This window comes from Limnohabitans sp. T6-5 (genome assembly GCF_003063315.1).
Classification (GTDB): domain Bacteria; phylum Pseudomonadota; class Gammaproteobacteria; order Burkholderiales; family Burkholderiaceae_C; genus Limnohabitans_A.
Genome location: NZ_NERV01000002.1, coordinates 531,824 through 544,358, shown reverse-complemented (window position 1 = coordinate 544,358; position 12,535 = coordinate 531,824). Strand labels below are relative to the sequence as shown.

At 60.0% G+C, this 12,535-nt stretch carries 16 protein-coding genes; 4 read left to right on the top strand and 12 right to left on the bottom strand.

Features of this window, described 5'->3' with window-relative positions:
* Positions 1-52: 52 nt before the first annotated feature.
* On the bottom strand, positions 53-694 hold the full coding sequence (gene nth / locus B9Z51_RS08150) for an endonuclease III (protein WP_108373543.1): 642 nt from the start codon (positions 692-694) through the stop codon (positions 53-55).
* Positions 695-748: 54 nt separating this feature from the next.
* Between nth and B9Z51_RS08145 the strand changes: the two genes are divergently transcribed.
* The 3 genes from B9Z51_RS08145 to B9Z51_RS08135 all read left to right on the top strand — a co-directional run bounded on the left by B9Z51_RS08145 (position 749) and on the right by B9Z51_RS08135 (position 3,177).
* Positions 749-1,948 carry a PLP-dependent aminotransferase family protein gene (locus B9Z51_RS08145; RefSeq protein ID WP_108373541.1) on the top strand — a complete coding sequence of 400 codons (1,200 nt, stop codon included), beginning with the start codon at positions 749-751 and terminating at the stop codon, positions 1,946-1,948.
* Positions 1,949-2,120: 172 nt separating this feature from the next.
* The gene (locus B9Z51_RS08140) at positions 2,121-2,927 is read left to right on the top strand and encodes an alpha/beta fold hydrolase (protein WP_108373539.1); all 807 of its coding nucleotides are present in this window, start codon (positions 2,121-2,123) and stop codon (positions 2,925-2,927) included.
* A 34-nt stretch (positions 2,928-2,961) separates the two neighbouring features.
* Entirely contained in the window at positions 2,962-3,177 is a 216-nt protein-coding gene (locus tag B9Z51_RS08135) for a DUF3820 family protein (RefSeq protein WP_108373537.1), read from the top strand.
* Positions 3,178-3,183: 6 nt separating this feature from the next.
* Here the strand turns inward: B9Z51_RS08135 and B9Z51_RS08130 are convergent, their stop codons facing one another.
* From B9Z51_RS08130 to B9Z51_RS18805, 11 genes are all read right to left on the bottom strand, one after another.
* Entirely contained in the window at positions 3,184-4,008 is an 825-nt protein-coding gene (locus B9Z51_RS08130; RefSeq protein WP_108373535.1) for a 2OG-Fe(II) oxygenase, read from the bottom strand.
* A gap of 32 nt (positions 4,009-4,040) precedes the next feature.
* Positions 4,041-4,460, bottom strand: coding sequence for a VOC family protein (locus tag B9Z51_RS08125; RefSeq protein WP_233254884.1), 420 nt, complete (start codon positions 4,458-4,460; stop codon positions 4,041-4,043).
* A gap of 16 nt (positions 4,461-4,476) precedes the next feature.
* Positions 4,477-4,779 (bottom strand): c-type cytochrome, encoded by a 303-nt coding sequence (locus tag B9Z51_RS08120; protein WP_108373531.1) that lies wholly within the window; start codon positions 4,777-4,779, stop codon positions 4,477-4,479.
* Positions 4,780-5,313, bottom strand: coding sequence for a lactoylglutathione lyase (gene gloA, locus B9Z51_RS08115; protein ID WP_108374864.1), 534 nt, complete (start codon positions 5,311-5,313; stop codon positions 4,780-4,782).
* Positions 5,314-5,429: 116 nt separating this feature from the next.
* Positions 5,430-5,804 (bottom strand): ribbon-helix-helix domain-containing protein, encoded by a 375-nt coding sequence (locus tag B9Z51_RS08110; RefSeq protein WP_108373529.1) that lies wholly within the window; start codon positions 5,802-5,804, stop codon positions 5,430-5,432.
* Between the two features lie 53 nt (positions 5,805-5,857).
* Positions 5,858-7,426 (bottom strand): GMC family oxidoreductase, encoded by a 1,569-nt coding sequence (locus B9Z51_RS08105; RefSeq protein ID WP_108373527.1) that lies wholly within the window; start codon positions 7,424-7,426, stop codon positions 5,858-5,860.
* Positions 7,427-7,474: 48 nt separating this feature from the next.
* The gene (locus B9Z51_RS08100) at positions 7,475-8,101 is read right to left on the bottom strand and encodes a twin-arginine translocation signal domain-containing protein (RefSeq protein WP_108373525.1); all 627 of its coding nucleotides are present in this window, start codon (positions 8,099-8,101) and stop codon (positions 7,475-7,477) included.
* Positions 8,102-8,265: 164 nt separating this feature from the next.
* Positions 8,266-8,994 carry a phosphoserine phosphatase SerB gene (gene serB / locus B9Z51_RS08095; protein ID WP_108373523.1) on the bottom strand — a complete coding sequence of 243 codons (729 nt, stop codon included), beginning with the start codon at positions 8,992-8,994 and terminating at the stop codon, positions 8,266-8,268.
* 26 nt (positions 8,995-9,020) lie between these two features.
* The gene (locus B9Z51_RS08090; RefSeq protein WP_108373521.1) at positions 9,021-9,494 is read right to left on the bottom strand and encodes a type II toxin-antitoxin system YhaV family toxin; all 474 of its coding nucleotides are present in this window, start codon (positions 9,492-9,494) and stop codon (positions 9,021-9,023) included.
* On the bottom strand, positions 9,491-9,817 hold the full coding sequence (locus B9Z51_RS08085; RefSeq protein WP_108373519.1) for a type II toxin-antitoxin system PrlF family antitoxin: 327 nt from the start codon (positions 9,815-9,817) through the stop codon (positions 9,491-9,493). Before B9Z51_RS08085 ends, B9Z51_RS08090 begins: the two co-directional genes overlap by 4 nt.
* Complete coding sequence (locus B9Z51_RS18805) at positions 9,805-9,978, bottom strand: hypothetical protein (RefSeq protein WP_233254883.1); 174 nt, start codon at positions 9,976-9,978, stop codon at positions 9,805-9,807. Before B9Z51_RS18805 ends, B9Z51_RS08085 begins: the two co-directional genes overlap by 13 nt.
* Positions 9,979-10,031: 53 nt before the next feature.
* Here B9Z51_RS18805 and B9Z51_RS08080 point away from each other — a divergent pair, with 53 nt between their 5' ends.
* On the top strand, positions 10,032-12,497 hold the full coding sequence (locus B9Z51_RS08080; RefSeq protein WP_108373517.1) for a class I SAM-dependent DNA methyltransferase: 2,466 nt from the start codon (positions 10,032-10,034) through the stop codon (positions 12,495-12,497).
* Positions 12,498-12,535: the final 38 nt, after the last annotated feature.

Below are 12,535 nucleotides of genomic sequence, written 5' to 3'. Positions count from 1 at the left end.
GAACCGGATGAAGAGGGCGGGGTGCTGCAGTCTCTGGGGGGAGCACAGAGCGTTATTGAATCGCGCTGGTTTTGGGCTTGAAGTCGCAAAACGCCGCCACCGCGCACTGCCCACACAAGGGTTTGCGGGCCTGGCACACATAGCGTCCGTGCAGGATCAGCCAGTGGTGCGCATCGACCAGGTATTTGGCTGGAATGCGCTTGAGCAGCTTTTGCTCCACTTCCAAGGGCGTTTTTCCGGGGGCCAGTCCCGTGCGGTTGCCCAGCCTGAAGATGTGCGTGTCCACCGCCATGGTGGGCTCGCCAAAAGCGGAGTTGAGCACCACGTTGGCCGTTTTGCGGCCCACCCCAGGCAGGGCTTCTAGGGCTTCACGGGTGCGGGGCACTTGGCCGCCGTGCTGCTCCACCAGAATGCGGCAGGTTTCCATCAGGTGCTTGGCTTTGCTGCGGTACAGGCCAATCGTTTTGATGTAGCTCTGCAGCCCCTCCAGCCCGAGGTCCAGAATTTTTTGCGGTGTGCCCGCCACCGGGAACAGCTTGCGCGTGGCCTTGTTCACGCCCACGTCGGTGGCCTGGGCCGACAGCAATACGGCGGCCAGCAACTCGAACACGCTGGTGTATTCCAGCTCGGTCACGGGCATGGGGTTGGCCGCTTGCAAGGTGGCAAAAAAAGATTCAATTTGTGCGGGTTTCATGGGGCGTCCGGATGTTGGCAAAATGTCGGCCAAGACAACACGGGAAGATACACCATGCCTTTGCAATTTGCCGACCGCCTCAACAACGTCGAAACCTCCGCCATCCGAGAGCTTTTCAAGCTTTTAGGCAAGCCGGGCATCATCAGCTTTGCGGGTGGCTTTCCCGACAGCGCCATGTTTGATGTGGACGGCATCCGCGAAGCCAGCAATGCCGCGCTGACGCAAGACCCAGGCGCGGCGCTGCAATACGGCGCGACCGAAGGTTTTGGCCCGCTGCGCGAGCAACTGGCCCACTTCATGGGCCAAAAGGGCGCCCAAGACGTGACCGCCGAACAGCTGATCGTGACCACCGGCAGCCAGCAGGCGCTGGATTTGATCGGCAAGACCATGATCAGCCCGGGCGACAAGGTGATCGTGGAAGGCCCGACCTTTTTGGCCACCATCCAGTGCTTCCGTTTGTATGGGGCGGAACTCATCAGCGCCCCGGTGGACGGCCACGGCGTCAAGACCGATGAGCTGGAAAAGCTGATCGCTGAGCACAAACCAAAATTTGTTTATTTGATCCCCACCTTTGGCAACCCTAGTGGTGCCTTGCTCAGCGCCGAGCGCCGCCAACAGGTGCTGGAGATGGCTGTGAAGCACCAGACCCTGATCGTGGAAGACGACCCCTATGGCGATTTGTATTTTGGTGAAGCGCCGCCGCCCAGCCTGCTGGCCATGAGCGCATCGGTGCCCGGCAGCCGCGAGCTGCTGGTGCATTGTGGATCTCTCTCCAAAGTGTTGTCGCCCGGCTTGCGCGTGGGCTGGATGATCGCCCCGGCCGAGTTGCTGTCGCGTGCCACCATGTGCAAACAGTTCAGCGACGCCCACACCAGCACCTTTGCCCAGGCCACGGCCGCGCAATACCTCAAGGCCGGCCGCATGCCCGCCACGCTGGACAAAGTGCGTGCCGTCTATGCCAAGCGTGCTCAAACGATGGGCGACGCGCTGCGCCGTGAGCTAGGTGATGCGGTGGAATTTGTGCAGCCCCAAGGCGGCCTGTTCGTCTGGGCGCGTCTCACGGGTTCGGGCGGCAAGGTGAATGACGGCAACGTGTTCGCCAAACGCGCCATCGACAATGGTGTGGCCTTTGTCCCGGGCACGCCGTTTTTCTGCGCCAACCCGGACCACGCCACCTTCCGCCTGAGCTTTGCCACCGTGGGCGAAGACAAGATCCTTGAAGGTGTTTCGCGTCTGGCCAAGGCGTTGGACTGAGTTTGGGGTGTGTCTTTTGTAGGAGCGGCGACCTCGCCGCTATTTGGGGGGCTTTCCTTTTGTAGGAGCGGCGCCCTCGCCGCGATAGACCCCTCGCAGACCACAAACCATCGCCCCGGGGGCGGGGCTCCTACAACAACAGCCCGTGCCCATTTTTTTCAGGACTTGTGCCATGAGTTCCAACACCACAGACATTTGCATCACCGTCCACGACACCGAAGTCTGGCTGCAAGGCCAGGGCGACGAAGTCATCCTCATGCTGCACGGATGGCCCGACACCCGTGCGCTTTGGGACGGCACCGTGGCCGCTTTGCAAGACCGTGCCACCTGCGCGCGCCTGACGCTGCCGGGTTTTGAAACCGGCCCCTCTGCCACCAGCTTGGCTGACATGTGCCAGCTGCTGCGCCAGATCGTGGACCGGATCAGCCTTGGCAAAGCCGTGACCCTGATGCTGCACGACTGGGGCTGCATCTTTGGTTATGAGTTCGCCATGCGCCACCCTGATTGTGTGGCCCGCGTGGTGGCGGTGGACGTGGGTGACCACAATTCAGGCGCCTTGCTGCGCAGCTGGGGCGCCAAGGAAAAACTGTCTGTGATGGGCTACCAAGTCTGGTTGGCTTTGGCCTGGAAAATCGGTGGCAATCTGGGCAGCCGCATGACCCGCGCCATGGCGCGCTGGCTGCGTTGCCCGACCGACCCAGAGCGCATCACCCACAAGATGAACTACCCCTACGCCATGCAGTGGTTCGGCACAGCGGGTGGATTCAAAGGCGCGGCTCAAATTCAGTTGCCCATGCCGCTCCTGTTTGTCTATGGTGAGCGCAAGCCCTTCATGTTCCATTCCGCCCAATGGCTTGAAAAAATTGCCGCCACGCCCGGCAGTGCGGTGCAGGGCTTGCCCTGCGGGCATTGGGTGATGATTTCACGGCCCGAAGCATTTCATGCGCGTGTGCGGGCTTGGCTTTGGGCCGAGTTGTGAAGCGAGGCGTGAGGCGTGAAGTGAGGGCGCAAGCATGAAACCCGACGATCTGATGAAGCTGGTCAGTACGCCCATGCCCTTTGGCAAACACAAGGGCACGTTGATCGCCGACTTGCCCGGTCACTACCTCAACTGGTTTGCGCGGGAAGGCTTTCCCAAAGGCGAGGTCGGCCAGTTGTTGCGGCTTATGCAAGAGATCGACCACAACGGTCTGAGCGATTTGCTCAAACCCCTGCGTACCCCACGGTGAGCCTGATCACTCCAGCCCGTACATGATGTTGATGCGAGCCACGTATTTGGACGCCCCGGCACCCACCTGACGGCCTTCGTGCACCACCGAGTGGGGGCCAAAGCCGTGGCGAAAGAACAGGGCAGAGCCCTTGCGGGGCAACACATCGACCCCGCTGCCATCGGGCCTGAACAGCCGGGTGCAGCCACCGCTGACGCCGTCTTCCGGGCCATTGAGGTAAAGGATCATGGTCAGGCCAGAACGCACGCTGTCGCCCCACTGCAGCATGTCGCGGCGGTCATCGCTCAGGCTGTAGCCGGGCCATTGTCCATCCACATGGCGGTTGAAGACGTCGTTGGCGTCGTAGCGGTACATGTTCAGGCGCTGGCTGAGCAGGCCGTAAAGAGGTTGGCCGTCGATGCTGGGGGGCAGCAGATGCCGCATGCGGCTCATCAAAGGGTCGAGCAAACGGTCGTCGGCCACCCAGTGCACCGATTTGTTCATGCGCATGCCCGGGGGCGTCTGGATGCCGGGGGCTTCGTCGCGGTAGCCCAGCAGTTCGCTGGCGGTGACGATGGCATCGGCTTCTTCGGGCGTGATCAACTCTGAAATCTCAAACGCCAGCAAGCCACCGAGTTCAATGTCGTGGCGGACCGATTTCAGGCTGGTTTGCGTTTTCAGTTGCAGCGCACGGGGGCTGCTGCTGAAGGCATGAATCGGCGTCATGGGCACCACGCCGCCCATGGGCAAGGAGCCGGGCATGTAGGCCACGGCCCAATGGGGCGGCCAGTCTTGCTGGGCCTCGTGGTCGTGGCTGATGGTGTCGAGTGTGGGGGATACGGTGCAGTTCATGGCCGTGGCGGGTGAGTCAGGGTGAGGGTGATTTACCACTGGCCGATGTTGGGCATGGACACCCAGGGCTCGGCCGGAGGCAGGGGGGCGCCGCTTTGCAGCAGCTCAATGGAAATGTGGTCGGGTGAGCGCACAAAGGCCATATAGCCATCACGGGGCGGCCGCACGATCTGCACGCCGTGGTCTTGCAGCCGTTGGCAGGTGGCATAAATGTCGTCCACGGCGTAGGCCACATGACCGAAGTTGCGGCCTTGTGTGTAGGACGATTCGTCCCAGTTGTGGGTCAGCTCGATTTGCGCCTGGCTGTCGCCGGGGGCGGCCAGAAAAGCCAGCGTGAAGCGGCCACTGGGCACATCGAATTGCCGCAGCAATTGCAGCCCCAGCGCATCCCGGTAAAAGCGCAGCGATGCGTCGAGGTCTGCGACCCGGACCATGGTGTGCAGGTATTTCATGGCTGATCGCCTTTGCTCATTTGGACTTGAGCACCCAAAGCGCCAGCTTTTGGGCATCGGCTGCAGACAGTTGGCTTTGAGCAGGCATGGCCATCTGCCCCCACTTGCCCTTGCTGCCTTGGCGAATGCTCTGGATCAGCTGGTCTTTGGCGTCGGCTTGGTCTGCGTATTTGGCGGCCACATCCTTGAATGCCGGTCCGACCAGGGTGCTGGCCATGGCGTGGCAGCCCGTGCAGCCGTTTTTCTTGGCCAGCGCTTCATTGGCCCAACTGTGGCTGCCCAGCAGCAAGCCAGCGCTCAAAAGCAGTGCGGTTTTCATTCAGCGCCCCAGGTTCATGAGCAGATCAGGCTGGACGATTTCGATCCAATAGCCGTCGGGGTCCTTGATGAAGGCCACGTCCTTCATCTTGCCTTGGTCGGGACGCTTCACATAAGTCACCTGGTTTTCGTCAAACCAGGACACGGCCGCAGCCAGGTCGGGCACAGAAAAGCAGATGTGGCCAAAGCCTTGGGGCTGGGCGTTGCCGTCGTGGTATTTGAAGTCCGGGTCGCTTTCGGTGCCCCAGTTGTGGGTCAGCTCCAGGATGCCGCGCTGGCTGAAGGTCCAGGCGGTGCGCTCACCTTCGTCGCTGGGTGGGGTGTCGCCGCTTTGGCGGTGCAGAAAATACAGCGAGAACTTCATCTCGGGAAAGTCCAGCTTGCGCAGCACCAGCATGCCCATGATGCGGGTGTAAAAGTCAAGGCTGACCTCAGGGTCCTTGATGCGCAGCATCGAGTGGTTGAACACAAAGCCGCGTGTCTGTTCGGGGGTGGTGGGGCTCACGCCAGGGAGGTTTTCCGTGCGAAATGTCATGGCAAAAGGATGGATGGAATAAGGAATGGGATGGCTGACAGACTCGCCGCGCACGGCGCGTGGCAAGGCCTCTGGCAATCGCTCCGATCGCCAGGTCAGTGCAGTGATGAGATGAATTACCTGCCCACTGCCGCGAACATCTTTGGGGGCAAATGAGCCTCCTCAATGCGCGGGTGCAAGTTGGCAACGCTTTGCTGCTGTGGGGGTTGGAGCTGCTTTTCCAGGTTCATCATCGAGCGGTGCAGGTACCGCATGCTGGTCACCCGCAGGAAAGAGGCGAAGTTGGGCACCTCGCCCCGGTGCGCCATGATTTCTTCGTGAAATTTGGCAATCAGGGCATTGGTGGTGCAGCCTTCTTCTTCGGCCATTTCGGCCAGGATGTCCCAGACCATGTTTTCCAGCCGGATGCTGGTCAGCACGTTTTTGATGCGCACCGTGCGTGAGCGTTGCTCATACTGGATGGGGTCAGCTTTGACAAAATATTCACACATGGTGCGCTCCTGTGACTACAGCAATCTGGGACATCTTGGGTGGCGCTTTCAGCTCAAAGCGCTTTTTCGGTCATCAATTTGGCGATCTGATCGGCCTGGCGGATGGCCAGCGTCACGATCGTCAAAGTGGGGTTTTCTGCGCCGCCAGTGGTGAACTGGCTGCCGTCGCTGACAAACAGGTTGCTGATGTCATGCGATTGACCCCATTTGTTGACCACCCCGTCTTCGGGTCTGGCGCTCATGCGACAAGTACCCATGTTGTGGGTGGACGGGTAGGGTGGCGTGCGGAAAGTCTTGATGGCCCCGGCCGCGCCGTAAATGCGTTCGGCCTGTGTGAAGGCATGGTTGCGCATGGCGATGTCGTTGTCATGGTCATCAAAGTGGACGTTGGGCGCGTAGTTGCCGTACTGGTCCTTGACGTTCTTGTTGAGCGTGACGCGGTTGGTTTCGCGAGGCATGTCTTCACCCACCAGCCACATACCGGCCAGGTTGGTGTAGTGGTCCATCCACCAGGCAAATTCAGGGCCCCAGCCACCGGGGTTCAAGAAGGCGGCCATGAAGGGGATACCCAGCGACAGGGTTTCCAGCTCGTAACCGCCCACAAAGCCCCGGCTGGGGTTGTGCGCAGCTTCGTCGCGCACGATACCGGCCATGGTGGTGCCCCGGTACATGTGCACCGGGTTTTTGAAGGCGGCATACACCGAGCCGGTCATGTGGCGCATGTAGTTGCGGCCCACCTGGCCCGAAGAGTTGGCCAGGCCGTCCTTGAACTTGCTGGACTCCGACATCAACAACAGGCGGGGCGTTTCGATGGCGTTACCGGCCACACAAACCACGCGGGCTTTTTGGCGCTGTTCCTTGCCGTCCTTGTCGAAATACACCACGCCGGTCACTTTGCCTGCCGCGTTGTGCTCGATGCGGGTGACGTGCGATTGGGGGCGCAACTCAAAATTGCCCGTGGCTTCGGCCTTGGGAATCTCGGTGTAGAGCGTGGACCATTTCGCACCGCTCTTGCAACCCTGAAAGCAAAAGCCCAGCTGCATGCAGCGGCCTCGGCCATCGCGGGGCTGGCTGTTGATGGCCATGTTGCCGGTGTGCACTTCCTTGTAGCCCAGCTTGGTGGCGCCCGCGTGCATGACCTTGAAGTTGTTGTTGCCGGGCAGGCCGGGGATGCCGTTGGTGCGGGTCACGCCCATTTTGTTTTCGGCTTTGGCGTAATAGGGGGCCAGCTCGTCCAGTGTCACGGGCCAGTCGAGCAGGTTGGCGCCAGCCACGTTGCCGTAAACGGATTTGGTGCGGAACTCGTGCTCTTGAAAGCGCAGTGAAGCCCCGGCCCAGTGGGTGGTGGTGCCGCCCACGGTTTTGCAGATCCATGCAGGCAGACCCGCAAAGTCTTTGGCCACGCGCCAAGAGCCCGAGGTGGTGCGGGCGTCCAGCCAGGCCAGCTGGCTGAACGACTTCCATTCGTCGTTGATGAACGATTCTTGCGATTGGCGTGCGCCCGCTTCGAGCGACACCACCTTGATGCCTTTTTGGCACAGTTCGTTGGCCAATGTGCCGCCGCCTGCGCCTGAACCAATGATGACGACCACGGAGTCGTCATTGAAATCAAATTTAGCCATGTCAATCCTCTGTATTCGGTGTGGAGTCAATGTGGAGAGCAGCCGGGATCAGCCCATGAAGGGCGGTGGGCTGGCTTCTTTGGACGGGGCGGGCAACCATTTCAGGTCCTGAAAGCCCCGGGTGATGTAGCCGCCTTTTTCCCAGGCCGAGCCGGGGTAGCCGAACACCGCATAGGCCATGTCGTTGTCATAAAGGGACGTGACGCACTGGCCGCGCACGGTGGCAAAAAACGCCGTGCCTTCCATGCTCAGCACCAGCTCGTATTGCTGCTTGGCGCTGGCCTTGGCAAAGTTGCCGCCGGTGGATTTGTTCAGGTAGGCCACGCCGTCCTGGATCATCTTGGCGGCGCCTGCGTCACCAGCGGCTTTGGCGTCCAGGTCTTTGGACAGCAAGGCATAGACCGCATCGGGCAGTTTTTTGTGGGGGAACAACACCCGGCCCATGGCCATCAGGGTCTGGCCCTCGGCGGTGGAGAGTTTTTTCAGCTCCAGCGCCCAGGCGGTGGACGGGGCCAAAGCTGCGAGCATGGTGCCCGAAGCGAGGCTGCCAAACAGCAGGCCGGACCCTTTGAGGAAATCGCGGCGGGCCAAAGGCATGTTGACTTTGCGGACAACGCCGCTTTCTTCGTCGCAGCCAGCGGCTTCGACATTCTGGGTGATGGGTATGACGCGCATGAAAGTCTCCGTTGATGTGGATGTCTTTGCATGGTTTGCAAATGACAGGTCCAGTATTTCATCGGAGACCGTTTGGCGGGTGATAGCTGGCTACTTACAAAGCAGAAAACCCCTCAGGGTTAACGCTAGGAACCAGTCACGTAAATGACTGATTTTGGGGCGTCTCAGACTTTGACGACTTCCAACAGCCGGTCCAGCCCGCCTTCTTGAATAGCCACCATGGCCTGCTCACGCACCTTGGGTTTGGCGTGGTATGCCACTGACAAACCTGCGGCACCCATCATCGGCAGGTCGTTCGCGCCATCGCCCATGGCAATGCACTCGTGCGGCTTGATGCCCAGCAGGGATGCCACTTCGAGCAAGGTGCGGCGTTTTTCTGCGCCATCACAAATATCGCCCCAGCTTTGCATCACCAGGCCACCCGTGAGTTCGCCACCCACGATCTCCAGTTGGTTGGAACGGGCGAAGTCGATGTTCAGGCGATCTTTGACACGGTCGGCAAAGAAGGTGAAGCCACCTGACACCAACAGCACCTTCATGCCCACCTTCTGGCAAGCGGCGATCAGCTCGGCCGCGCCGGGATTGATCTTCAGGCGCTCGGTGTACACGCGCTCCATGTCGGCCAGCGTCACGCCTTTGAGCAGGGCCAGGCGCCGACGCAGGCTTTCTTTGAAGTCGGTGATCTCGCCGCGCATGGCAGCCTCGGTGATGGCCGCCACCTCGGCCTTGCGACCCACGGCATCGGCGATCTCGTCAATGCATTCAATGCTGATGAGTGTGGAGTCCATGTCAAACGCGATGAGCTTGAACTGGGACAAAGACAGGGGGGCGGTGAAGCCTTGGATGGCGAGGCCGGGGGCAAATTCTGTGGGGTAGGAGGTGGCGGTGGTCATGGGTCAGGATTATCGCGTCTGGGGCATCACGTTTTGGGCAGCGCGTGGGCTTGGGCCAGCAGTTCATCCCAATCACCCGGCGGGTGTCCGCTGTCCAGCATATTGCGAAACACGCGGTAGGCGTCGTCTGGGCTTTCGTAGGCGCGGAGGGTGTCTTCGTCGTTCACCCAGGCCAGCACGATGATGCGGCTGGCCACATGGAACCGAAAAAACAGCCGGTACTGCTGAAAGAACTTGGCCCGAAACCAATGCCGATGGGCATCCCTCTGTGAGTTGCCTTGGCGGTATTCGGGCCGTGTCGGGTCTTGCGGAATGACCTCTAACGCGAGTTGCCGGATGGCGGCCAGGCGTTTGGTGGCGTTTTTGCGGGTGTAACCCTGTGGGTCTTTGGCCTGCAGCGCGGCCACCTGATCGGTCAAGGCCTGTAACTGCGCCACAAACAGCGGGTGGGCAAACACCGTCCAGCCGTTAACGACCAGCGCTTCATCTGCGCTGCTCATTCATCGTCTGCCGACAAAGGCGCTTCCAAGTCAACGGCCACACCCGCCGTTAGCGCCTGCACGCGCTGCACCAGCGCCTTGTCCAGCGCTTGCAGGCGCTCGGGGTGCTGGGTCATGTCCTTGGCCAAAAAGCCCAAAAACGCATCCATCGCCGGGTCGGTGTCGGTATCTGCCGCACGGGTCAGCAGCACATTACCGTCGGGATGTACGGTGTAACGCAGCTTGTCGCGCTTGCCCAAATTGAGTGCCCGGCGCACGGCATCGGGCACCGTGGTCTGGTAGCGGTCGGTGAGGGTGGATTCGGCAGCGATCAGGGCGGGCATGTGGCGTTCTCCATTGGGGAATGGCGATGGTAATGCAATTGCATTGCCTTATCAAGTTGATATTCACTAGACTTGCTGAATTTGCCAATAAAACAAATGCGCATGCCTTTGAAAAACATCCATTTTTCGGGCGATTGACCGACGGCAAGCGGTTGGCTCACGTTACAGTTGTTGGATTCAATTTTCGACAGTTGCACGCTAGAAAAACGAGCCCATGGCCATCAAAAAATCAGACCTGTATTCCTCTCTTTGGGCCTCTTGCGACGCATTGCGTGGGGGCATGGATGCCAGCCAGTACAAGGACTACGTCCTGTTCATGCTGTTCATCAAATACGTGAGCGACAAATACGCCAACAGCGACGACTTTGCCCCAGCGGTGGTCATCCCCCAGGGGGCCAGCTTCAAGGACATGATTGAGCTGAAGGGCAAGAGCGACATTGGCGACAAGATCAACACCCAGATCATCCAGCCGCTGATTGATGCCAACAGCAAGCTGGCCCGCAGCGACTTTCCGGACTTCAACGACCCCAACAAACTGGGCGAAGGCAAGGAAATGGTGGAGCGTCTTGGCAACCTGATCGCCATCTTCCAAAAGCCCGAGCTGGACTTTTCGCAAAACCGCGCTGACCACGACGACATCCTGGGCGATGCGTATGAATTCCTCATGCGCCACTTTGCGCAAGACTCGGGCAAAAGCAAAGGCCAGTTCTACACGCCCAGCGAAGTCAGCCGCATTCTTGCCAAGGTGCTGGGCGTGGGACCAGACAACACCAGCGCCAAAACCACCGCGTATGACCCGACCTGTGGGTCCGGATCGTTGCTGCTCAAAGTGGCTGCCGAAGCGGGCAAGCAAATCACCCTCGAAGGCCAAGAAAAAGACGTGACCACCGCGGGCTTGGCGCGCATGAACATGATCTTGCACGACTTCCCCACGGCCAACGTGCTGAGCGGCAACACGCTCACCGCGCCCAAGTTCAAAGACGGCGAACAGCTGCGCACCTACGACTACGTGGTGGCCAACCCACCTTTCAGCGACAAAGAGTGGAGCACGGGTCTGACGCTTGGCGACAGCGGAAAAGGTGACCCTTACCAGCGCTTTGGCTGGGGCGTGCCGCCACCCAAGCAGGGCGACTACGCCTACCTCATGCACATCATCCGTAGCATGAACAGCACCGGCAAAGCCGCTTGCATCTTGCCGCACGGGGTGTTGTTCAGGGGCAATGCCGAAGCGGTGATCCGCGAAAAGCTGGTCAAGTCTGGTATTTTGAAAGGCATCATCGGCCTGCCAGCCAACCTGTTTTATGGCACGGGGATTCCGGCCTGCGTGTTGGTGCTGGACAAACAAAACGCCAACGCCCGCAAGGGTCTGATGATGATTGACGCCAGCAAAGGCTTCATCAAAGACGGCAACAAAAACAAACTGCGCGAGCAAGACATCCACAAAATCGTCGATGCGTTTGACAAGCTCGAAGACCTCGCAGGCTATGCCCGCATGGTGCCGCTGGATGAAATTGCCAGCGACAAAAACGCCTACAACCTCAACCTGCCGCGCTACATCGACAGCACAGAGGCCGAAGACATTCAAGACCTGCAAGCCCACATGACGGGCGGCATTCCCCACCGCGACTTGGACGCACTGGCCGCCTACTGGAAGGTCATGCCCGGCTTGCGCAACATGCTGTTCAAGCCCCTGCGCGAAGGCTATGCCCAGCTGCAACAACCCATGAACGAGGTGAAAGCCGCCGTACTGGCCCACCCCGAGTTTGTGGCTTTCAATACCCAAGCCACCAGCAGCTTTGCCGCATGGCAAACGCGCAACTTGCCTGCACTGCAAGGCATCCAGCCCGGCGACAAACCCAAAGCCCTGGTGGCGCAACTGGCCGAAGACCTGCTGGCCACCTTCAAGCCCGTGCCCTTGGTGGATGCGTATGACGTGTACCAACACCTCATGGACTACTGGGCCGAAGTCATGCAAGACGACGTGTACCTGCTGGTGCAAGATGGCTGGGCCAGCGCACGCACCCTGCGCGAAGTGGGGCAAGTCAAAAACAAAGACAACAAACTGGTGTGGCCCGAAGCGCACGACTTTGTGATCAACAAACGCCGCTACAAGAGCGACCTGATTCCCCGCGCCTTGCTGATTGCCCGCTACTACGCCGCCGAACAAGCCGCGCTGGATGCCAAACAGGCAGAGCTGGACGCCGTGAGTGCCCAACTGGCCGAGCTGGAAGAAGAAAACAGCGCCGAAGACATGGCCTTTGCCGGGTTTGAAAAAATCAACGACAAAGAAGTGAAAAGCCGCATCAAAGAAATCGGCAACGACCCGGATGCCGCCGACGAGCTGGCGGTGCTGAAAGCCTGGCTCAAGCTCAGCGACGAAGAAGCCACCCTCAAGAAAAATGTGAAAACGCTTGACGCCGCGCTGGAGCAAAAAGCCTACGACCGCTACGCCACGCTGACCGAAGCCGACATCAAACAACTGGTGGTGCAAGACAAATGGTTGGCCACCCTGAATGCCAGCCTATCTGCCGAGCTGGACCGCGTGAGTCAAACCCTGACCCGCCGCATACGCGAGCTGGCCGAACGCTATGCCACACCGCTGCCTGCGCTTGCCGATGAGGTGGAAGCCCTGTCGGCCAAGGTGGGCGAGCACCTGAAAAAAATGGGGGTGGTATGGTGAGTTCGAATGATTCAAACACTCGAAAAAACAGGGGGCGC